Annotated in this window: 21 protein-coding genes; 5 read left to right on the top strand and 16 right to left on the bottom strand. The window is 67.8% G+C overall.

The genetic code is table 11. The features are described from left to right. Window positions 1-109: 109 nt before the first annotated feature. Window positions 110-1,066 carry a sugar ABC transporter substrate-binding protein gene (locus tag ACGHC0_RS21275; protein WP_368352827.1) on the bottom strand — a complete coding sequence of 319 codons (957 nt, stop codon included), beginning with the start codon at window positions 1,064-1,066 and terminating at the stop codon, window positions 110-112. A 252-nt stretch (window positions 1,067-1,318) separates the two neighbouring features. After that, on the bottom strand, window positions 1,319-3,007 hold the full coding sequence (locus tag ACGHC0_RS21270; RefSeq protein ID WP_415266677.1) for an AMP-binding protein: 1,689 nt from the start codon (window positions 3,005-3,007) through the stop codon (window positions 1,319-1,321). A gap of 215 nt (window positions 3,008-3,222) precedes the next feature. Between ACGHC0_RS21270 and ACGHC0_RS21265 the strand changes: the two genes are divergently transcribed. Next, on the top strand, window positions 3,223-4,143 hold the full coding sequence (locus ACGHC0_RS21265; protein ID WP_415266676.1) for an esterase/lipase family protein: 921 nt from the start codon (window positions 3,223-3,225) through the stop codon (window positions 4,141-4,143). 29 nt (window positions 4,144-4,172) lie between these two features. Here the strand turns inward: ACGHC0_RS21265 and ACGHC0_RS21260 are convergent, their stop codons facing one another. The 6 genes from ACGHC0_RS21260 to ACGHC0_RS21235 form a co-directional block, all read right to left on the bottom strand. Next, on the bottom strand, window positions 4,173-4,559 hold the full coding sequence (locus ACGHC0_RS21260; RefSeq protein ID WP_368352824.1) for a hypothetical protein: 387 nt from the start codon (window positions 4,557-4,559) through the stop codon (window positions 4,173-4,175). 165 nt (window positions 4,560-4,724) lie between these two features. Continuing rightward, a complete protein-coding gene (locus ACGHC0_RS21255) occupies window positions 4,725-5,237 on the bottom strand; it encodes a hypothetical protein (protein WP_368352823.1) in 513 nt (170 codons plus the stop codon). Between the two features lie 46 nt (window positions 5,238-5,283). Beyond that, window positions 5,284-6,393 carry a hypothetical protein gene (locus ACGHC0_RS21250; protein ID WP_415266675.1) on the bottom strand — a complete coding sequence of 370 codons (1,110 nt, stop codon included), beginning with the start codon at window positions 6,391-6,393 and terminating at the stop codon, window positions 5,284-5,286. Window positions 6,394-6,446: 53 nt separating this feature from the next. Continuing rightward, a complete protein-coding gene (locus ACGHC0_RS21245; protein WP_415266674.1) occupies window positions 6,447-7,007 on the bottom strand; it encodes a general stress protein in 561 nt (186 codons plus the stop codon). 284 nt (window positions 7,008-7,291) lie between these two features. Further along, window positions 7,292-7,789 (bottom strand): hypothetical protein, encoded by a 498-nt coding sequence (locus tag ACGHC0_RS21240; RefSeq protein ID WP_415266673.1) that lies wholly within the window; start codon window positions 7,787-7,789, stop codon window positions 7,292-7,294. Window positions 7,790-7,930: 141 nt separating this feature from the next. Next, window positions 7,931-9,700 carry a histidine kinase gene (locus ACGHC0_RS21235; protein ID WP_415266672.1) on the bottom strand — a complete coding sequence of 590 codons (1,770 nt, stop codon included), beginning with the start codon at window positions 9,698-9,700 and terminating at the stop codon, window positions 7,931-7,933. 65 nt (window positions 9,701-9,765) lie between these two features. Between ACGHC0_RS21235 and ACGHC0_RS21230 the strand changes: the two genes are divergently transcribed. Both ACGHC0_RS21230 and ACGHC0_RS21225 read left to right on the top strand, forming a co-directional pair. Then, window positions 9,766-9,984: a hypothetical protein gene (locus ACGHC0_RS21230; RefSeq protein WP_415266671.1), complete on the top strand. Its 219-nt coding sequence runs from the start codon at window positions 9,766-9,768 to the stop codon at window positions 9,982-9,984. After that, on the top strand, window positions 9,981-10,688 hold the full coding sequence (locus ACGHC0_RS21225; RefSeq protein ID WP_415266670.1) for a response regulator: 708 nt from the start codon (window positions 9,981-9,983) through the stop codon (window positions 10,686-10,688). The genes ACGHC0_RS21230 and ACGHC0_RS21225 overlap by 4 nt, the downstream gene beginning before the upstream one ends. 36 nt (window positions 10,689-10,724) lie before the next feature. Here the strand turns inward: ACGHC0_RS21225 and phhA are convergent, their stop codons facing one another. The 5 genes from phhA to ACGHC0_RS21200 all read right to left on the bottom strand — a co-directional run bounded on the left by phhA (window position 10,725) and on the right by ACGHC0_RS21200 (window position 15,964). After that, on the bottom strand, window positions 10,725-11,564 hold the full coding sequence (phhA, locus tag ACGHC0_RS21220) for a phenylalanine 4-monooxygenase (RefSeq protein ID WP_041827599.1): 840 nt from the start codon (window positions 11,562-11,564) through the stop codon (window positions 10,725-10,727). A 58-nt stretch (window positions 11,565-11,622) separates the two neighbouring features. Beyond that, window positions 11,623-12,591 carry a Bug family tripartite tricarboxylate transporter substrate binding protein gene (locus ACGHC0_RS21215; protein WP_368352815.1) on the bottom strand — a complete coding sequence of 323 codons (969 nt, stop codon included), beginning with the start codon at window positions 12,589-12,591 and terminating at the stop codon, window positions 11,623-11,625. Between the two features lie 107 nt (window positions 12,592-12,698). After that, window positions 12,699-13,835, bottom strand: a complete 1,137-nt coding sequence (hppD, locus tag ACGHC0_RS21210) for a 4-hydroxyphenylpyruvate dioxygenase (RefSeq protein ID WP_368352814.1) — start codon at window positions 13,833-13,835, stop codon at window positions 12,699-12,701. 170 nt (window positions 13,836-14,005) lie between these two features. After that, entirely contained in the window at window positions 14,006-15,004 is a 999-nt protein-coding gene (locus ACGHC0_RS21205) for a lipase secretion chaperone (RefSeq protein WP_415266669.1), read from the bottom strand. A 3-nt stretch (window positions 15,005-15,007) separates the two neighbouring features. Then, entirely contained in the window at window positions 15,008-15,964 is a 957-nt protein-coding gene (locus ACGHC0_RS21200) for an esterase/lipase family protein (RefSeq protein WP_368352812.1), read from the bottom strand. A 165-nt stretch (window positions 15,965-16,129) separates the two neighbouring features. Between ACGHC0_RS21200 and ACGHC0_RS21195 the strand changes: the two genes are divergently transcribed. Together ACGHC0_RS21195 and ACGHC0_RS21190 are read left to right on the top strand one after the other, a co-directional pair. Then, the gene (locus tag ACGHC0_RS21195; RefSeq protein ID WP_013596422.1) at window positions 16,130-16,612 is read left to right on the top strand and encodes an Lrp/AsnC family transcriptional regulator; all 483 of its coding nucleotides are present in this window, start codon (window positions 16,130-16,132) and stop codon (window positions 16,610-16,612) included. A gap of 160 nt (window positions 16,613-16,772) precedes the next feature. Then, entirely contained in the window at window positions 16,773-17,441 is a 669-nt protein-coding gene (locus ACGHC0_RS21190; RefSeq protein WP_368352811.1) for a GNAT family N-acetyltransferase, read from the top strand. A gap of 648 nt (window positions 17,442-18,089) precedes the next feature. Here ACGHC0_RS21190 and imm45 read toward each other — a convergent pair. Genes imm45 through ACGHC0_RS21175 form a run of 3 tightly spaced genes read right to left on the bottom strand, consistent with a single transcriptional unit; the run spans window position 18,090 to window position 19,365 of the window. After that, window positions 18,090-18,410 (bottom strand): Imm45 family immunity protein, encoded by a 321-nt coding sequence (gene imm45, locus ACGHC0_RS21185; RefSeq protein ID WP_415266668.1) that lies wholly within the window; start codon window positions 18,408-18,410, stop codon window positions 18,090-18,092. 46 nt (window positions 18,411-18,456) lie between these two features. Then, entirely contained in the window at window positions 18,457-18,828 is a 372-nt protein-coding gene (locus tag ACGHC0_RS21180) for a hypothetical protein (RefSeq protein WP_415266667.1), read from the bottom strand. 3 nt (window positions 18,829-18,831) lie between these two features. Further along, window positions 18,832-19,365 (bottom strand): hypothetical protein, encoded by a 534-nt coding sequence (locus ACGHC0_RS21175; protein WP_415266666.1) that lies wholly within the window; start codon window positions 19,363-19,365, stop codon window positions 18,832-18,834. Between the last annotated feature and the right edge of the window lie 3 nt (window positions 19,366-19,368).

Genomic DNA, 19,368 nt, shown 5'->3' with positions numbered 1-19,368 from the left:
GGAAAAAAGAGGAATGCCGCGCGGGTTGCGCGCGGCGTCGGCCATGCGGTGCGCGGAAGCTGGGCGCGGCGCCCTGCGGTGCCTCGTGCCCTCGCGCGTCGCCGTTGCGTTACTTGCCGGTGCCCTTGGTCACCAGCACCACTTCGGTCTTGACCTCGGCGGGCAGCTGGGCCTGCGGCGTCTTGGCGGCCAGCGCCTTCAGCGCCATCTCGATGCCGAACACCGCCTGCTTGGCGGCGTACTGGTCGGCCGTGGCCAGCACGCGGCCGTCGGCCAGCATGGGCTTGATGGCGTTGATGTTGTCGTAGCCCACCACCTGCACCTTGCCGGCCTTGCCGGCGGCCTTCACCGCGGCCACGGCGCCCAGCGCCATGCTGTCGTTGCCGGCCAGCAGCGCCACCAGGTCCGGGTGCTCGCGCAGCATGCCGGCGGCCACGGTGTTGCCCTTCTCGATTTCCCACTGGCCGGACTGCACGCCCACCACGTTGATGTTGGCGGCCTTCATCGCGTCCTGGAAGCCCAGCGTGCGCTGCTGCGCGTTGAACGTGGTGGAGACGCCCTCGATGATGCCGACCTTGTCGCCGGCCTTCAGCTGCTTGGCCAGGTAATCGCCCACCAGCTTGGCGCCTGCACGGTTGTCCGGGCCGACGAAGGGCACGTTCAGGCTCTTTTCCTTGAGCGCGTCGGCATCCAGGCGGTTGTCGATGTTGACCACGAGGATGCCCTTGTCCACCGCGGCCTTAACGGCCGGCACCAGGGCCTTGGAATCGGCGGGCGCGAGCACGATGGCGTTCACCTTCTGCGCCACGGCCTGCTCGATCATCTTGATCTGCGCGGCAGTGTCGGTCTCGTTCTTGATGCCGTTGGCCACCAGGGTGTATTCCGAGGCATGCGCCTTCTGGTGCGCCTTGGCGCCGTCCTCCATGGTGCGGAAGAACTCGTTGGCGAGCGACTTCATCACCAGCGCGACCTTCGGCTTGTCCTGCGCGAAGGAAGGCTGCGCGAACAGGCCACCGGCGAGTGCCAGCACGGCGGCGGTCTGGAGGGTGCGGCGGTTCAAGAACATGGAGGTCTCCTGGTTGTGGGCGTAAAGAGAATAGTCGGCCGCAGGCCATGCGCCGTTCGCGGCGAGAGGACCTGCGGGGGCTGCTATGGTAGCGAAAGAAAACGTTTGCGCAAACGTTTGCGCTCATCCATTCAGCAGGGGTGCTGCATAAGCTTCTCTTGGGATAGGTTCGGGATTGTTTACATCCGGATGCAAAAAAACCCGGCCGTGGCCGGGTTTCCGGCGGGAGGGGGCGTCCGGAGCGGGCCGGTCTCAGGGAGCTGGCGCCCGCAACTCCCGCCGCAGGATCTTGCCCACGTTCGTCTTGGGCAGCGCGTCCCGGAACTCGATGTGGCGCGGGCACTTGTACCCCGTCAGGTGCTCGTGGCAGTACCGCGCCACGGCTTCCTCGGTGAGTGTCGGATCGCTGCGCACCACGAAGACCTTGATCGCCTCGCCCTGCTTCTCGTCGGGCACCCCGACGGCAGCACACTCGAGCACGCCCGGGCACAGGGCGATGACCTGTTCCAGTTCATTGGGGAACACGTTGAAGCCGGAAACCAGGATCATGTCCTTCTTGCGGTCGATGATGCGCGTGTAGCCCTGTTCGTCCATCACGCCGATGTCGCCCGTGCGCAGGAAACCGTCGGGCGTGAAGGCGCGGGCGTTCTCCTCCGGCTGCTGGTAGTAGCCCGCCATCACGTTCGGGCCGCGGATGCAGATCTCGCCGGACTGGCCCACGGGCAGGCTCTGGCCCGCGTCGTCCTTGATCGCGATGTCGATGCCGGGCAGCGGCAGGCCGATGGTGCCGGTGAACTCCGTGTTGTCCACGGGATTGTTGGTACCGATGGCGCAGGTCTCGCTCATGCCCCAGCCTTCGATCATGGTGCTGCCCGTTACCTTCTGCCATTGCCGTGCGGTGCTCTCCGACGCCGCCATGCCGCCTGCCTGCGAGACGCACAGGTGCGAGAAATCGAGTGCGCGGAACTCCGCGTTCTGCAGCAGCGCGTTGAAGAGCGTATTCACCGCGGGCATCATGTGGAAGGGCCTTTTCTTCAGCACCGCCACGAACTTGGGGATGTCCCGCGGGTTCGGTATCAGCGTGAGGTGCGAACCCTGGCGGATGGCCAGCAGGCACAGCGTGAGCGCGAAGATATGGTAGAGCGGAAGCGCCGCGATGCTGTTGGCCTGGCGCACGTCGCCGATGCGGGCGAGGGCCGGAGTGAACCAGGCCTCTGCCTGCAGGGTGGCCGCCACGATGTTGCGGTGCGTGAGCACCGCGCCCTTCGAGAGGCCCGTGGTGCCGCCCGTGTATTGCAGGAACGCGGCGGAATCGAGCGTCGCGGTGCTGGGCGCGAGCGTGTGCCGCGCGCCCTCGGCCAGGGCGGCGGGCAGCGTCGTCACGCGGCGGCCGTCCGACAGGGGCAGGTCGAAGGCCGGCACCATGCGCGCCAGGTGCCGCACCGCGAAGGTGATCCAGCGCCCGCGCACGGGTCCGAGCAGGTCGCCGAGCGCGGTGATCACCACGTGCTTCACGGCCGTGCGCTCCACCACCTCGGAGAGCGTGCGCGCGAAATTCTCGAGAATGACGATCGCCTCCGCGCCCGAGTCGCGCAGCTGGTGCTCCAGCTCCCGCGGCGTGTAGAGCGGGTTCACGTTCACGCAGGTGTAGCCGGCGCGCAGCACCGCGGCCATGGCCACGGCGAACTGCGGCACGTTGGGCAGCATGATCGCCACGCGCGCTCCCTGTGGCAGTCCCCGGGCCTGCAGCCAGGCGCCCAGCCGGGTGCTCAGGCGGTCCAGCTCGGCATAGCCCATCCATTGCTCCATGCAGACCGAGAAGGGATGGTCGGCATGGCGGCGCAGCGACTCCTCGAGCAGGTGCGCTACCGAGCGGTAGCTTTCGGGGTCCACTGCGTGCGGCACGCCGGGGGGATAGTTCTTCAGCCAGATCCGGTCCATGGATTCGTCTTCCTTTCGCGCTCCGCCGGGCAGCGGGCGATTGATGCGGCATTGCAGGGGCGCAGGGCCGATTGGCAGGGGCCGCCGACGATTGTGGAAACCCCTGCGCGCCTGTCCATCGGGTCAGTCCCAGGGTGTATGGCTTCACGTCTCCTGTGTGACAGGATCGGGGCTGGACGGGGGCACGATCGGCCCCGGTACCGGAAAGGATCGACGTGACGAATGCAAGGTGGCAGCGGTGGATGGTGGTGGCGCAGCTCGCGCTGGCCGCGGGCTGGCTGGCCTGGCTCTGGCCCCGGTCACCCGCGTGGGCGCTGGCCGGCGCCGCCCTCTGGCTGGCGGGGCCCCGTCTCTGGCTGGGGCTGCAATTCCTGGTCATGCTGCATGCCAACCGGGAGGATCCGGTACCGTCCCCTTCGGCGGGGCGCGTGCTGCGTGCCTGGTGGGCGGAAACCCGGTGGGCGAGCTGGGTGTTCGGCTGGTGGCAGCCCTTTCGCCATGCGGCCGTGCCGGACTGGCTTCCTTCGCCCGTGGCGGGCGGTACCACCGCGGCGCCGCGCGGGGTCGTGCTGGTGCATGGCTTCCTGTGCAACCGCGGCTTCTGGATGCCCTGGTTCGCACTGCTGCGGCGCCGCGGCCATGCGTTCGTGGCCGTGACCCTGGAGCCACCCTTCGGCGCGATCGACGGCTACGCCGCCGCCATCGATGCGGCCGTGCAGCGGGTGGCCGAAGCCACGGGACGGCCCCCGCTCGTGATCGGCCACAGCATGGGCGGCCTCGCGGTCCGGGCCTGGCTGCGCACCTGCGGCGAATCAGGCATCGGCCGGGTGCACCGCGTGGTCACGCTCGGCACGCCGCATGGCGGCACGGAGGCGGCCCGGCTCAGCCGCTCCGACAACGGCCGGCAGATGGTGCCCGGGCACCCATGGCTGCAGGCCCTGGATGCATCCGAGCCGCCGTCCTTGCGCGCGCGCTTCACCTGCTTCCATTCGGACTGCGACAACGTGGTCTATCCCGCCAGCACGGCCATGCTGGCCGGGGCGGACAACCGCTTCGTGGCGGGCGCAGCCCATGTGCACATGGCATTCCATCCGGACGTGGTGCGCGCCTGCCTGGAGATCGCCGGGCAGCCCTGACGGGCGGCCTCTCTCGGAGCGGGTGCGTTTCAGGCGGCGAGGGGCTGCCGGTGCAGCAGCGTACCGGAGCGTGCCGCCACAAGCGCCTCCGCCGCCGGGCGCGGGCTCCAGAGCGGCGTGCCATGGGTGGCCTGCCGCGAGGCCCGGGCCTGTCCCCCTGCGCGGAACTGCGGCGGCAGCCGGCCATGCCGGGCGAACCCTTCCGGTCCGGCCAGCAGGCCGGCAGCGGCACGGGGCGGCATCGAGGCGGCCGACGAAGTGCGGCGCGCGACGCCCGGTACCGTGGGCTCGGGCGCGGGCGAAGGAAAGCGCCGGACTAGCGGCGCGACGGGGGCGACGGCGCCTGCCAGCGAAGCCGGCGACAGCCCCGGGGGCGGGCGCAGCAGGTGGGATGTGATGCCGTTGACACGCGACATGGTGCGGCTCCTCGTGCGTTGGGGCCGGCCGCCCGCCATGGTGGCGTCCGGAGCGGGTCGCCGGCAGGATGGATCTGGGCCGATCCTCGCAGCGCCGAGGGCTCCGGCGCCTGCAGCATGCGAACCCTCCCGCCACGGCGCGAAGGATGAGGGCCGGGGCAGAACTCAGAAGCGTGCGTGGACCGTGCCGCCGCCCTGCAGCTGGCATTCGCCCTCGCCGCCGCCCGCCATGCCACGGGCAGGTTCGGCCAGGTGCAGCCGGCAGCGCATGTACTGGCCGCCATCGGAGCGCAGGTTGGCCAGCACCTTGCCGGTGTAGCGGGTGGAGAACTGGTGCCACACATAGGCACCGGAGTCTCCCTCCCAGCCCCAGTAGGGCCAGTCGGTCCAGCCCTGCGCCCATCCATCCCAGAGGGGAACGACGGCTTCGCGCTCCGTCTGCTGCGTGATCTGGAAGAAGGGGCCCTGGTAGGTGGCGTTCGGCAGGGTGCCCACCATCGTGCCGCTCATGCCGCCGTCGCGGCTCTTCCACGAGAAAAGCACCGGTTCCCCGGGCTGGCCCTTGCGCTGCAGATCGCCGCCTCCCATGCCGGTGGACAGGGTGCTGCAGGCACAGAGGGTGGACAGGACGGCGCCGGCGACGAGTGCGGCGGCTGCGCGGGATGCGTTGTGTGTCATGGCGGTATCTCTCCGGGGTCAAGGGCGGGGATGGGGCCTGGGGGGTTCAACCCGGGTTCGCGGGCGTGGCGGCGGGCGCGGTGGCATGGGCGGTCGGCTCCAGCCGGGCGAGGCCGTGCCGGACCGCGTCGAAGCCGCGGCCCACCTCGTCCTTCGTCCAATGGGCGCCGCTGGCGAGCTTGTCGCCGACGGTGCGCGCTTCCGACGCCGCCGAGGCCGCCGCGGCGCGCACGTCCGTGCTGCCCCATGCCGCGGCGTTTTCCATGCCCTGCGCTGCCGCCTTGAGTTCGTAGCCAGCCCTGTCGTAGGCCTTCCGGGCCCAGGACTCGGCGGCCTCCTCGCGGTGGGCCAGCGCGAGGGTGCGGTCGGCCCGGGCGAAGGTCGTGTGCAGATCCTGTTCGGTCTCGACGCCGCCGCGGTCGAGCGCCGCGGCTGTCCGGTCCAGTTCCGCGCCGGTGCGCTCCAGCGCCCTGCGGGCGTCGCCGTCCGCGCGCCCGGCCTCCAGGCGGACATAAGCCGCCGCCTGCCGCACCTTCACTGCCGCCGCCCGGTAGTCCTGGTGGGCGTAGTCGTCCAGCGCGGCGACGAAGTTGCGCTGGGGCTCCCGGGTGAGCGGATACCAGGTCTGCACGTCCGTCAGCACCCAGCGGCGGTCCAGGTCGGCGCGTTGCGCCTTGTCGAAAGTGCGGTCGAGGTCCGCGGTGCTGGCGATCTTTCCGGCCCGGACCTGGGCGGCCGTCCGGTCGAGCTGCCGGACCAGCGCCGCCATGCGGACCTGCGTGTTGCGGGCATCCCTGGCGTCTGCCGCGGCCTGCGTGCGGTCCTGCCGCGTGGCCTGGTCGGCCTGGGTCTGCAGCGTGCGTGCGGCGGCCTGCAGTGCATCCGCGGCCTTGGCGTGGTCGTGTGCGGCCAGCGCGGCGCGCGCGTCGGCGATCGCGCGGCTCACGCCGTCGACCACCGGCGTGACGCTGATGTCGTCGTACTGGATCCAGTCGGCGGGCGCAGTCCCGGCGGCCGGAGCGGCGGCATCGGCCTTGGCTGGGGCGGTGACTGCCGGAGCGGTGCCGGCGGCAGGGGCCTGGGCCAGGGCGGCCAGCGGCATCTGCGTGAGCAGCGCCAGGACGGCGATGGCGACGGGGTAGCGGCGCGGGTTCATGGTGGATCTCCTTCGGTATGACAGGGCAGGGGTGGACGAAGGCGCGGGTGCCGTCAGGCAGCGGCATCGGCGATGGCGGGGGCTTCGGCGCCGTGGATCTGCACGTCGCTGCTGCCGGCGGCCAGCACCTGCTGCGCGCGGTGGACCTGGCCGGCATCGCCGTGCACCAGCACCAGGAACTTGCTGGCCTTCAGGGCGGTTTCGTAGCGCAGCACCGAATCCTTGGGTACGCCGAGCGAGGTCAACGCACCCACCAGCGCGCTGAAGCCGCCGCCCAGCACGGCGCCCTGGAGGCCGCTGGCGATGGTGGCGGCCACCGGGCCCAGCACCACGATGTGGCCGACCACCGGCACGAACATCAGGGCCGATCCGAAGAGCAGGCCCGCCAGCCCGCCCCAGAAGGCGCCGAGCGTGCCGAAGAACCTGGCGCGGTCGCCGGCATTGAAGTAGCCGACCACGTTCTCCTCCGTGTGGTAGTCCTTGCCGAGGATGGAGATGGTCTTCATGTCGAACCCGGCCTGCGCGAGCTTGCGGATGGCCTCTTCGGCCTGCGGATGCGCTTCGTAGACGGCGACGACGATGCTGTTGGCCTGGTTGCGGTGGATGGCATTCATGGCGTGGCTCCTGTGATGGGGGGACCGGCAACGCCCGCTGCCGGTGTGTCTTCACTGTAGGAACGGGAAGCGCGCGCGCCCAGTGCATGTCGTCATGGCCCGAGGCGTGCCGAAGGTCACGGCAGCGTCACGGGCATCACGAGCGGCACGGTAGTGGTGGCAGCGGCCTGCGCCGCGCACGCACGCAAAAAAGCCCCGCGTTGCAGGGCTGGGCGGGGCGGGGCGGGAGCATGCCACCGGCCGTGCCGGTCGCGTGGGCAGGGGCAGGGGGAGCTCCGAGGCGGTCAGCCGGCGGGAGCGACGGCGCCGGCCGACTGGCCGTTCCAGGGAGCGACCTTCGGCGTGCCGGTCCAGTGGAAGTACACGTCGCGGCCGCGCTTGCCGTCCAGCGTCACCTCGCGCGACTCGGTCACGCCATGCTGGGTGGCCGTCACGCGGTACTTGCCCGCGGGCAGCATCGCGTAGGTCATCGGCCCGGCGTTGTTGAGCACCAGCATCGGCGCACCGCGCTGGTCGGTCACCAGCAGCTTGACGTCGGCGGTGAACTCGTTGTCCTTGTGCTCGGAGAAGGTCATGCGCAGCGGCCAGTCCTGCGCGGTGGCGCGCATCCTGGCCTGCTCGGTCTGGCCGATGCCGCCGTTCTCGTACAGCGTGGTGCGCTCCTTCTCGAGCAGGACCAGTTCATCCTGCGCCCGGGCCGGGAGGGTGGCGGCGGCCATCAGCACGGCGACGGCGACGGCGCCCAGCGTGGCGTGGCGGGAGGTGGTCTTGGTGGTAAGCATGGTGCACTCCTTGGCATGGATCCGGGGCCGGGGCGGCGCGCCCATCGCACCGCCTGCCCACGGGGTGCAATCTAGGCTCCGGTCGCGGCACCCGGCAGTGCCCACGGTCACTGCCGGGTCACGATCTGGTGGTGCCGGACGTCAGGGCGCGAAGGCCACGCGCAGTTCGCAGCCCGCGCCCGGGCGGCTGCCGATCGACAGCGCGGCACCGACGAGGGCCGCCTGTTCGCGGATGCCCACCAGCCCGTAGTGGCCGGCGCACGGTGCCTGCGGGTCGAACCCCCGGCCGTCGTCGCGCACCCGCAGGACGGCCTGGCCCGCTTCGTCCGCCAGGTCCACCGCGGCCGTGCGGGCCTGCGCGTGGCGCTCGATGTTGCGCAGCGCCTCCTCGGCGATGCGGTATAGCGTCTCTGCGCGCTCGTCGGCAAGATCGGCCGCGGCGCCGGTCGCGGTGAACTCCGTGGCCAGTCCGGTGCGCTCGCCGAAGCGGGCCAGCAGATCCCGCAGGGCGGCGGACAGCCCCTTCTCGCGCACGCTGCCGTGGCGCATCTGCGTGATCGCTGCCCGTGCCTCCGCCAACCCGGAAGCGGCCACTTCCTCCGCGCGGCCCAGCTCCGCGGCCAGGTCCTCCGGACCCATCCGGTCGCCCAGCTTGCGCACCAGCCGGATCTGCTGCAGCAGGGCCATCAGCGAGTGCGCCAGCGTGTCGTGCAGGTCCCGCGCCAGGCGCAGCCGCTCGCGGGTGACTGCGGCGGCCCGTGCCTCTTCGGACATGCGCTGGATGCGCGCGGTGCGCTCTGCGACGCGCTGGTCGAGCACCGCGTTCAGCGAGGCCAGCGCGGCCTTCTCCGCCTGCAGCTGCGCGACCAGCGCGGCCAGGGTCGCGCCGATGTGGCCGACCTCGTCCCGGCCCGGCGGCGCCACGATGTCGCCGCGCCGGCCTTCCCTGATCTCCTGCGCCTGCTGGGCCAGCGCGTTCAGCCGGCGCGTCAGCCATCCCGTCAGCAGCGGGGCGCAGAGCGCTGCCAGCAGGCCGGCCAGCAGCACGGTCAGGAGCACCGTATTGCGCAGTCGCTCCACTCCCTCCAGCGCAATGTCCGCCGGCTGCCGCACCGCCACCGACCAGCCGGCGCGGCCCTCCGGCAGGGCGGGGCCATGGCGGCCCACGACGAAACGGCCACCCTCGGTCAGGTCCATGCCGGCAACGTCGCGCCCGATCCAGCCGGCGGGCCCGGTCAGCACGGAGCCGTCCGGGCCGATCAGCAGCAGCTCGGGCGGGCGCTGTGCTCCCAGGCCTGCCAGCAGGTCGTCTCCGAAGCGTCCGATCCAGTCCCGGGACAGCTGCGCGACCAGCACCTGGCCGTGCGCGATCGGCAGGGCGGCATCGAGCGCGCGGCCCCGGGACCCGTCGCGGCCGGAGGCACCGCCGAGGAACGGCTCCGCGAGGGCATCCGCCTGTGCCTGGGGCGACGTCGGCGGACCTGCGCCCTGGGGCACGCCGGCCGCGGCGCGGATGCTTCCGCCGGCATCGGTCACGCCGAGCCAGGCGAATTCGGGGAATTGCGCGCGCAGGGCCTCCAGGTGCAGCCGCAGCGGCTGCGCACCCTGGTCGCCGGACACGGCGATCTGCGATGCCGTGACCTGAAGGACCGCCACCCGCAGGCGCAGTCCCATGTCCAGCCCGCTCCGGACCTGGGTGGCGAACTGCGCCATGAGGCGCTGGGTGGCGGCCCGCTCGGCCCGTTCTGCATCGGCGGCGGCCAGCTGGCCCGCCACCAGGGAGGCCAGAGCGACGAGGGCCAGCATCGACCAGCCGATGGCTGCCGCGAGATTGCGCCGCGGGTGCAGCCTGCCGAGCCAGGCCGCGGCCCGCGAGGGCGGGATGGAATCGGGAACAGAAGATGACGTCATGGTGCCGGTCGTCACTGTGCACGCGCGTATGCGCGCCCTACATTGGAGCCGAGGACCATCTTGCCATGCTAGAGGAACTGATCCGTACCGTGGGCGCTGCCGCCGGCCTGACGCCCGAGCAGGCCGCGCTGGCGGTGGCCGCGGTGCTGCGCTTCTTCACGGCGCGCCTGCCGTCCGCCTGGGTCGGGGAGCTGCACGAGCGCCTCGGCACGCGCCTGCGGGACGATACGCCGTCGCGGCAGAATGCCTCCACTTCCCCACAGGACCCGAAAGACTCCCCATGAGCGAATCCACGCCTTCCCGCGCTGGCAGCCTGCGCCTGCTGATCGCGGACGACCAGCCGCTGATCCGGCGCGCGCTGGCCATGACGCTGGGCATGGAGCCCGACATCGAGGTCGTGGGCCAGGCCGTGGATGGCCAGGACGCTATCGACCAGGCGGTCGCGCTGGTGCCGGACGTGGTCGTCATGGACCTGCAGATGCCGCGCGTCAGCGGCGTCGTCGCCACCCGCGAGATCACCGGTCGGCTGCCGTCGGTGCGGGTCGTGGTGCTGACCACCTTCGACCACGACGATCTCGTGTTCGAGGCCATCCGCGCCGGCGCGCGCGCCTACCTGCTCAAGGACGCCGCGGAGGACGAGGTACTGGAGACCATCCGCGCCGTGCAGCGTGGCGAATCGCGCCTGTCGCCGGCCGTGGCCTGCAAGGTGATGGAGGAATTCCGGCGCCTGGCTCCGCCACCGGCGTCGCCGGCCACATCGGGCGCCGCCACGCCCCGGCCGGCGGCCGATCCGCTGGAGGAGCCGCTGACCGGCAAGGAAGAGCGCATCCTGCAGCTCATCGCCGACGGCCTGAGCAACAAGCAGATCGGCGCGGCCGTGTTCCTGGCCGAAGGCACGGTGAAGAACTACGTGAGCCGCATCATGGAAAAGCTGCATGCCCGCAGTCGCACCGAACTGGCGGTGCGCGCCGTGGCACGGCGCGGCTGAGAGCCGGCCGGAGCGATCGGCCGGCCCCTCAGGTCGTCAGGCTGCCACCGCCTCGCGTTCGTCCGCGGCGAACTCGGCCTGCCCGCGCAGGCGCTCGTACACCGGCCCGAAATCCGGCTCCGTCATCGCGAACAGCTGCTCGAAGCTGTCGATCACGAAATACGTCTGCTGGTAGGTGTCGATCTTGTAGCGCGTGCGCATGGTGCGCTCCAGCTGCAGCGGCAGGCGCTGCGGCTCGGGGCTGTTCACCGAATACTCCAGTTCGCCGGAAGAACTGAGGATGCCCGCACCATAGGCGCGCAGCGCACCGCGTTCGCGGATCAGGCCGAACTCGATCGTGTACCAGTACAGGCGCGACAGCATCTCGCAGGCACCGAGCCCGTGCGCCTTCAGGCCCCCCTGGCCGTAGCGCTGCACGTAGTCCGCGAACACCGGGTTGAAGAGCAGCGGTACGTGCCCGAACAGGTCGTGGAAGATGTCCGGCTCCACGATGTAGTCGAACTCCTCGGGCGTGCGGATCCAGTCCGTCACCGGGAACTTGCGGTTCGCCAGCAGCGTGAAGAAGGGCACCTCGGGGATCAGGCCCGGAACGCCCACGATCTCCCAGCCCGTGGCGCGCTGCAGCCGCTCGTTGATCTCGTCGAAGCGGGGGATGCGGTCGCTTGCACCCAGCGAGGGCAGGGCGGCGATGAAGGCCTCGCTCGCACGGCCGGGCAGCAGCGCCGACTGGCGGGCGTACAGCCGCCGGTAGGTGTCGTGGTCCTGCGGCGTATAGGCCGCATAGTCCTGCGCGCAGGTGTAGTCGCTGCCGGCGCGGGCGTAGTCGCCGCGCGGCGGGCGGTCGGATTGGCCGTAAACGACGGGGGCTTGTCCCATGGCATGTCTCCTCGTTATGCAATGCACGGGAATGCCCATGCCAGGGCGCCCCGCGCTGTCAGTCCATCTTGATCTTCGCGGCCTTGATCAGGAAGCCGTACTTCGCATGCTCCGCGCGCACGAACTGGCCGAAGGACTCCAGCGTCAGGTCCTCGGCGTCGATGCCCATCTTCTTGAGCTTCTGCTCGCTGGCAGGCACCTTCATCGCCGCGGTGATGGCCGCCGCATAGCGGCGGGCGTCGGCGTCGGGCAGCGAGGCCGGGGCGAACAGCCCGAACCACGTCACCACGTTGAATCCCGGCACCTCGTCGTTGATGCTGCGCACGTCCGGCAACTCGTCGTCCCGGCCCAGGGTGGTCACGCCCAGGGCCTTGAGCTTGCCGGCCTTGATCAGCGGCAGCGACGAGGCGAGGTTGTCGAACACGAACGCGACCTCTCCCGACTGCAGGGCCTTGAGCGCGGGCGCGGATCCCTGGAAGGGCACGTGCGCCACGCGCGTATTGGTGAGCGACTTGAACATCTCGGCCGCGATGTGGCCGATGCTGCCGTTGCCGCCCGATCCGTAGCGCACCTGGTCGGGGTTCTTCTTGAGGTACTGCACCAGTTCCCCGGTCGTGCGGATGCCCAGCGACTTGGCATGCTCCGCGTCCATGACGAGCACGTTGGGCGTGCGCGCCACCAGCGCGATCGGCTTGAAATCCTTCAGCGGGTCGTACGGGAAAGCCTTCTGCAGCCACGGATTCACCGCGTGCGTCGCCACCGCGCCCATCACCAGCCAGTTGGCGTCCTTCGGGGCCTTGGCCACCAGTGCCACGCCCGTCGTGCCGCCAGCCCCCGGCTTGTTCTGTACCTCCACCGGGCCCAGCGCGCCGCGCACGCCTTCCGCCACGATGCGGGCGGACGCGTCCACGGGCCCGCCGGCGGGGTACGGAACAATGATGGTCAGCGGTGCCGAGGCGTTCTGGGCCTGGACGCTCCAGGCCCCTCCCGCCAGCAGGACGGCCAAAAGGTAACTGCGACGCAACATGGGTGTCTCTCTCTCCGTGCTCATTGGGAGGGCGCAGTATAGAGACGGGTGCCATGCCGATGCAGTTGGTTACGTCAATCGGCTTGCAGGTGGCTTTAGGCGTTCTTTCAAGCGCCCTGGAGCACCCCGCGGCGCATCTGGTCGAGTTCGATGCTCTCGAACAGCGCCTTGAAGTTGCCGTTGCCGAAGCCGTCGTCGCCCTTGCGCTGGATGAACTCGAAGAAGATCGGGCCCAGCTGGTTTTCGCTGAAGATCTGCAGCAGGATCGCGTCCTTCTTGCCGTCGATCAGGATCTTGCGCTTGTGCAGTTCCTCCACGCTCTCGCCGTGGTCGGGGATGCGCTTGTCCACCAGTTCGTAATAGGTGTCGATCGTGTCCAGCAGGCGCACGCCGGCGCCGCGCAGGGCGTCCACCGTGGCGTAGAGGTCGTCCGAGCCCATGGCGATGTGCTGGATGCCCTCGCCGTTGTACATATCCAGGTATTCCTGGATCTGGCCGGCCTTTTCCTTGCCCTCTTCGTTGATCGGGATGCGGATCTTGCCGCAGGGGCTGGTCATGGCCTTGCTCTTCACGCCGGTCACCTGGCCTTCGATATCGAAGTAGCGGATCTCGCGGAAGTTGAACAGGCGCTCGTAGAAGTTCGCCCATTCGATCATCCGGCCGCGGTGCACGTTGTGCGTCAGGTGGTCGATGTAGGTCAGGCCATGGCCCTTGGGATTCAGCGCCTCCTCGGCCGTCACGCCGGGCAGCGGCTCGAAATCGACATCGAAGAAGCCGATGTTGCCGATGTCGCCCGGCTTCGCGCCGTTCTTGCCGCGCCAGCGGTCCACGAGATAGATCAGGCTGTCGCCGATGCCCTTGATGGCGGGAATGTTCAGTTCGCCCGGGCCGGCCTGCCCGGCATAGCCCCAGGCGCCGAGGTTCAGTGCACGCTCGTAGGCGGCCTTGGCATCGTGCACGCGGAAGGCGATGGCACAGACGCTGGGGCCGTGCAGCCGCGCGAAACGCTGCGCGAAGCTGTCGGGCTCGGCGTTGATGATGAAGTTGATCTCGCCCTGGCGGTAGAGCGTCACGTTCTTGTGGCGGTGGCGTGCCACGGGCTTGAAGCCCATGCCCTCGAACACCCGGCCCATGGCCTGTGGATCGGGGGCGGCGTATTCGATGAATTCGAAGCCGTCGGTACCCATCGGGTTCTCCCAGGCGGCGGTGTCCTGGACGGCGGGGTGGGGCAGTGGGGTGTTCATGCGTTGTCTCCGGGGTTGGCGCGTTGATCTGCGTCATGCCACTGTAGGCGCACGCAGGCTCATGTTTCTGGCGTAAACATCGCGGCGGCTCCAGCTTCGTGCAGGAAAACTGCGCCATGGCGGCGCGGTGCGCAGCCTGCGCCCGGCCGTACGGCCACCAGGGCCGGCGCTCAGCCCCCGCCCGCCGCGCCGGGGCGCGTGGACCGCAGCGCCAGGGCCCCTTCCACGCGCAGCCGCTCTTCGGGCGTGAACAGCTGCTCGCGCAGCTTCTGCAGCGCCGGGCCGTCGCCCTGTGTGGCCCGGGCCTGCTGGTACTGGTCCAGCCGCTGCTGCCACTGGCGCTCCTCGCCGTCCAGGCGCGCCAGGGCGTCGGCCGCCGCCGCGCCATAGCGGGCGCTGCGCTCCGCATGGCGCGTCGCGTCGTCGGCCTGGCGGGCATCCAGCGCGGCCGTCTGCTCCGCCACCGCCTGCGGGGTGGCGTAGGCCTGCCGCGCGGCGCGCAGTCCGGCGGGCAATGCATCCTCGGCGGCCTGGAGCGCCCGGGCCTTCTCCTGCGGAGAGCGGCTGGCGTCCTGCAGGATCTCCAGCCGCGCGAGCGTGTGGCGGTCCAGCTCTGCTTCGCCGCCGAACAAGGCGGCCGCTTCGCCAGGCTCGAAGAAACGCTCGCGCAGCCGGTCGCGCTCCTCCATGGATGCCCGCAGCGCCCTGGGGTCGGACAGGTCCGCAGGCGGCGTCACCGTGCCGAGTGCCGCGCGGTAGTCCACATAACGGCCGGCCAGCGCCAGGGCACGCTCACGCACCGCCGCCGGGAAATGGCGGTCCACCAGGCCCTCCAGCCGGCGCTTGAGCGTGGCCGCGTCGGTGGTCGGCCCGGCGTCCAGGGCTTCCTGCAGCAAGGTTTCGAGCGTGTCGCGCAGGCCCGCGCCCAGCAGCGGGTCGGTCTGGAGCACTTCCAGCTCGGCCGCGGAGCGCGGCGCCAGGAACCGCGGATCGGGCCCGCCGGACGGCCGGAGCGCGGATGTGGAGGCGTCCGCCGCCGGGCGGGATGCAGGGCGCCCCCCCGCCTCGCCGGCACCGCCCGCCGTGGAGCGCTGTACCCACCAGCCGGCCAGGCCCAGCGCCGCGGCCGCCAGCAGCGCAGCCGCCATCCGCCCGCGTGCCGCAGCCATCGGTCAGAGCCCCTGCAGCTTCAGCCGGTTGGCGTGCTGGCGATAGAGCGTCACCGGGTCGGGAGAGAACAGGTCCCGCAGCCCTACCAGCTGGTTGATTTCATCGAGGTGGTTTTGCCGGTAGTCCCCCAGGTGCCGGCCCAGCCGCGAAGAGCAGGCGGACACCAGCCCGTCGTTCGCCTCGCCATGCACGGGCGCCAGCAGGGCCAGGCCCGCATCGCTCGGGTCGAGCACGTTCGTGACCGGCTGCGTACCCGTCCAGGAGTAGTAGCGCACGCCGTTCACCACGTCGGCGCCGCTTCCGCAGCCGCTGGCCAGCCCCTGCGGAAAGCGGCGGTTGAAGTCCGCCGCCCCGGCCGTGGTGAGCGAATCGAGCGCCGCCGTCGGCTTCTGCGGCAGGCCGGAGCCGCCCGAGGCAGCGCTGATCACCTGCGCGAGCGCACCGGCCGCGGCGCTCGCCACCGCTTCGGACACCGAGCCCGGCGGCGCCACGCCGCGCACCACGTCCGCCACGCGGGAGCCCTTGTTCACCCCGCCGATCGACGTGACCGATGCCACGAGTTGCGGCGCCACGCCCGCCACGTAGCGGATGGTCGGGCCGCCGTGGGAATGCCCGACCAGGTTCACCTTGGCAGCGCCCGTGACGGCCAGCACCTGCCTGACCTGGGTGAGCAACTGCTCGCCGCGCACCTCGGTGCTGTTGGTGGCCGACACCTGGGCCACGAACACCTGCGCACCGTCCCGGCGCAAGGCATCGGGAATGCCGTAGAAATAGTCCACGCCCAGGGCCGAATCGAACCCGAACAGGCCGTGCACCAACACGATGGGGTAGCGCGTCTGGGTGTAGCCGCTTTGCGCATGGGCGGCCGGCGCGGTGAATGCGCAGCCGAGGGAAAAGGCGAGGGCGGCGCGCGCCGCCAGCGCCCTGAAGCGGCCGAGGCCGCGAAGGGTTCCGTTCATGGTTGCTTGTCTCCGTCGTTGTAGTGATGTGCACAAAAAAGAACGACCGTTCTTTTTTTGTGAATTCCATTATTCGCCGCCCATGGCCGCGTTCCACCCGGACAAACCCGGGGAGGTGCCGGCAGGCCGTGCCTGCACGCGCTGGGCTTCGTAGAATCCTGTGCCATGAGCGCTTCCCACGCACTGGACCGGCTTGATCGGGCGATCCTGCGCTGCCTTCAGGACAACGGCCGCGAAACCTACGACGTCATCGGCGAGCAGGTGGGCCTGTCGCCCAGCGCGGTGCTGCGCCGCGCCAAGCGCCTGGAGGATGCCGGCGTGATCGACCGCTACGTCGCCCTGGTGCGTCCGGAGGCCGTGGGCCTGGGCCTCACGGCCTACCTCAACGTCCGCCTGGAAAAGCACACCGAAAGCCACAAGCGCAACCCCATGGACCTGTTCCGCGCGAGCGTCCAGACCTGGCCCGAGGTGGTGGAGTGCTCCGCCCTCACGGGCGAGATGGACTACCTGCTGCGCGTGGTTGTGGCCGACATGGCCCACTACAGCCGCTTCATCATGGACACCCTGCTCAAGCACCCTAGCGTGCAGGACTGCAAGACCAGCTTCGTGCTCGACCGCGTGAAGAGCACGACTGCGGTGCCCGTCTGACACATTGGCGACAGCTGCCTGCTATTGAATAGGTAGCAACTGGGGCGCGAGGGTAGGTCGTCTGGAGGGGCCTGGGCCCGCAACCTCGTGAGTTCGTCGCTTGCGTGGTTTCCAGGCCACGGCACGCCATGTGCTAGGGGGAAACCCTAAAATTCGCACCATGCCTGCGCCTGCCACCGACACCCGCCCCCCGCGCCAGCCCGTGCGGCGCGGTGCGCCCGTCGTGGTGCCCATCCGCTCGCTGGGCCCCGAGCACCGCGGGCGCATCGCCGTCCACCTGCTCCGCCTGGAGCCCGGCGACCGCTACCTGCGCTTCGGCTACGCCGCATCGGACGAACAGGTGCTGCGCTACGTGCAACAGCTCGACTTCGTGCGGGACGAGGTCTTCGGCATCTACAACCGGCGGCTCGAACTCATCGCCGTCGCCCACCTGGCCTATGGTGACGCGGCCGAGCACCGCGGTTGCGCCGAGTTCGGCGTCTCCGTGCTCGCCCAGGCCCGCGGCCGTGGCTTCGGCGCCCGGCTCTTCGAGCGCGCCGTGATGCATGCGCGCAACCGGGACGTGCGCATGGTGTTCATCCACGCGCTCAGCGAAAACACCGCCATGCTGCGCATCGCCCGCAAGGCCGGCGCCGTCGTGCGCCGGGACGGCTCGGAATCGGAGGCCTACCTGGAGATCGCACCCGCGGGCCTGCAATCGCGCATGGCCCAGAAGGTGGTGCACCGGCTGGCCGAGATGGATTACCAGCTCAAGCGCCAGGCGCGACAGTTCCGGGCATTTCTGGCGGGGATGCAGGCTGCGCGGAGCGGGACGCCGCCGGGGGCGTGACGTGGAATGGCTCGGCCTTCAAGAAGAGGCTGGATGGGGCTGACTTCTGTCGATTTGCACGTGATATATGGCGATGCCATGACCCTGGTGAATGAGTCGTTGCCGGGGATATAGTATTCCTCGAGCCCGAGCCTTTGCTTTGGGGCGTAGATTTTCAATTTTCCGGCGTAGGTTCCCTTGTCCGCGTTCCTGTAGAAGGCCGGGTCAGATTTCGCGTTGAGGGATGGGGCTATCTTGATATCCCCGTATTTCGACTCGTAGAGGTTCATCCCTACGCATTCGAACTCCGCAACGATGGGGAATAGGATCGTCGCCGTGGCCGGCCTGCTGTCCTTGATGACAGTGAGTTGGATGAATAGGCCTTTCTGCTTGGAATAGATTATTTCGACACCGTTGGGATTAAAAATCTTCTGGAATTAATTCAATTATCTGCAATCGTTGACTGATGTCTTGTGGATTTGCAAGATGGCACGAATCGCCTCGTCATAAGAGTCCCATGGGCCGCACAATTTATTCAATTTTGACTGATTGTTTATTTTATGATGAAGATTCACTTCATTTTGGGTGAAAATTTTCCCTCATCATCGTGTTGAAATTGCTCTGTTTGAATTGATTTCCGAATGGTTGGGTTGGTGGAGGTCGTCTGGTTTAGAGATTTTCTATTATTTGGACCTTCTCTATGTGGCAATTAAAATATCCCCATTTATTCCAGTTGGATATCAGCCAGTCTTTGTCTATTGCGTATCCTTCTTCGTTTGATGGCTGGGAGTCTTTCGGCAGGATAACGTAGACAAGGCCTGCTTTATAACCTGTTACGTTGAGCAGGGCATAGCGGCGCTCGTCTTTGTGATGAAGCTCAATTACCATGAGATCTAGGAGATCTTCATTGGAAGGGTGGCAGCGAATTATTTTGCCTCGTTCTATGTTGTTGGTGTAATCGAGTAGCCTGCTTCCGCTGTCCATAGTCATGGCTGTGATATCTCTCTGCGAACGTAGTGGTTGATGGAAATATTTATCAATCTAGATTAAATAGTATTCCCTTGAACTCTTCAAAATATTCATCGCTCCATCTTGAATAAATTTCTGCGTTCAGGTTCTTTATTTTGTATAGATCATTTTTGTTGAAATGCGAAGTGAAGCATCTCATGGTATTCAAGATGATCCATTTCATTGATTTTGATTGAAGCGTATCTCGTGAGTCTGCCGCGACAAGCTTCATGTCTAGTATTAGTTCCTGAAGCAGCTTCTCATTGAGGGAACCTAGTTCAAAGAGTTCGTGGCAGAAAGTGTCATCTATTGCGTCATTTTGATTGTTCTTGAGGTTCTGCTTTGCGGCTTCTACATCCGGGTGCTTCTCTACTTGTTGTTTTGATGTTTTTTGATTCATTTTCTAAGCCGGCTTTAAGCGAAATTCATTTATTAGCCTGATTTTTGTATTGTTCAAATCTTTTTTGTGCACGAAATAAATCCCGTCCAAATCAGAGGCATCATGATCGTTGCTTTTGAGGGTGTACCAGAAATATTGAAAATATTCGGATATGTTTTTTTTGTCGATTTCAGCGACATTGGATGTGCTAATCAGATAGCGGATGGCGTCCACCTCGACATATTTTTGCAAAAAAACAATATCCGAATTTTTTCCGCTGGTATCCTTGATTTTTGGTAACGCTGGCCTTGGTTTGTTTTTCTCCATTATTTCAATCCATATTGAAGGGTCTTTTTGCGACCATAAAAATGGAGTTGAGAGAAAAAAGTCGCAGCAAAAGGAATCGTGATGATTCGCAAGTATGAATAAACTGAAGTCAACAAAAGAGACGCGCTCCAGTTCACTTCTGAATTGAGCAAAAAATTCTATGCCGGAACGCGCTTCGTCCCAGTACGTTTTGTTTATCAATTCCGCGAGCGATGATATTTCTTCCTGCACGAT

This window comes from Acidovorax sacchari (genome assembly GCF_042847045.1).
In the GTDB taxonomy this organism is placed as follows: domain Bacteria; phylum Pseudomonadota; class Gammaproteobacteria; order Burkholderiales; family Burkholderiaceae_C; genus Paracidovorax; species Paracidovorax sacchari.
This window is presented reverse-complemented; position numbering and strand designations above follow the sequence as displayed.

Coding starts and splice junctions, on each gene's coding strand:
- ACGHC0_RS21205 (WP_415266669.1), bottom strand. CDS start 15,004: ATGGCTGCGGCACGCGGGCGGATGGCGGCTGCGCTGCTGGCGGCCGCG.
- ACGHC0_RS21215 (WP_368352815.1), bottom strand. CDS start 12,591: ATGTTGCGTCGCAGTTACCTTTTGGCCGTCCTGCTGGCGGGAGGGGCC.
- ACGHC0_RS21270 (WP_415266677.1), bottom strand. CDS start 3,007: ATGGACCGGATCTGGCTGAAGAACTATCCCCCCGGCGTGCCGCACGCA.
- ACGHC0_RS21275 (WP_368352827.1), bottom strand. CDS start 1,066: ATGTTCTTGAACCGCCGCACCCTCCAGACCGCCGCCGTGCTGGCACTC.
- ACGHC0_RS21230 (WP_415266671.1), top strand. CDS start 9,766: ATGCTAGAGGAACTGATCCGTACCGTGGGCGCTGCCGCCGGCCTGACG.
- ACGHC0_RS21260 (WP_368352824.1), bottom strand. CDS start 4,559: ATGTCGCGTGTCAACGGCATCACATCCCACCTGCTGCGCCCGCCCCCG.
- ACGHC0_RS21200 (WP_368352812.1), bottom strand. CDS start 15,964: ATGAACGGAACCCTTCGCGGCCTCGGCCGCTTCAGGGCGCTGGCGGCG.
- imm45 (WP_415266668.1), bottom strand. CDS start 18,410: ATGACTATGGACAGCGGAAGCAGGCTACTCGATTACACCAACAACATA.
- phhA (WP_041827599.1), bottom strand. CDS start 11,564: ATGGGACAAGCCCCCGTCGTTTACGGCCAATCCGACCGCCCGCCGCGC.
- ACGHC0_RS21245 (WP_415266674.1), bottom strand. CDS start 7,007: ATGAATGCCATCCACCGCAACCAGGCCAACAGCATCGTCGTCGCCGTC.
- ACGHC0_RS21250 (WP_415266675.1), bottom strand. CDS start 6,393: ATGAACCCGCGCCGCTACCCCGTCGCCATCGCCGTCCTGGCGCTGCTC.
- ACGHC0_RS21255 (WP_368352823.1), bottom strand. CDS start 5,237: ATGACACACAACGCATCCCGCGCAGCCGCCGCACTCGTCGCCGGCGCC.
- hppD (WP_368352814.1), bottom strand. CDS start 13,835: ATGAACACCCCACTGCCCCACCCCGCCGTCCAGGACACCGCCGCCTGG.
- ACGHC0_RS21235 (WP_415266672.1), bottom strand. CDS start 9,700: ATGACGTCATCTTCTGTTCCCGATTCCATCCCGCCCTCGCGGGCCGCG.
- ACGHC0_RS21190 (WP_368352811.1), top strand. CDS start 16,773: ATGCCTGCGCCTGCCACCGACACCCGCCCCCCGCGCCAGCCCGTGCGG.
- ACGHC0_RS21180 (WP_415266667.1), bottom strand. CDS start 18,828: ATGAATCAAAAAACATCAAAACAACAAGTAGAGAAGCACCCGGATGTA.
- ACGHC0_RS21195 (WP_013596422.1), top strand. CDS start 16,130: ATGAGCGCTTCCCACGCACTGGACCGGCTTGATCGGGCGATCCTGCGC.
- ACGHC0_RS21240 (WP_415266673.1), bottom strand. CDS start 7,789: ATGCTTACCACCAAGACCACCTCCCGCCACGCCACGCTGGGCGCCGTC.
- ACGHC0_RS21225 (WP_415266670.1), top strand. CDS start 9,981: ATGAGCGAATCCACGCCTTCCCGCGCTGGCAGCCTGCGCCTGCTGATC.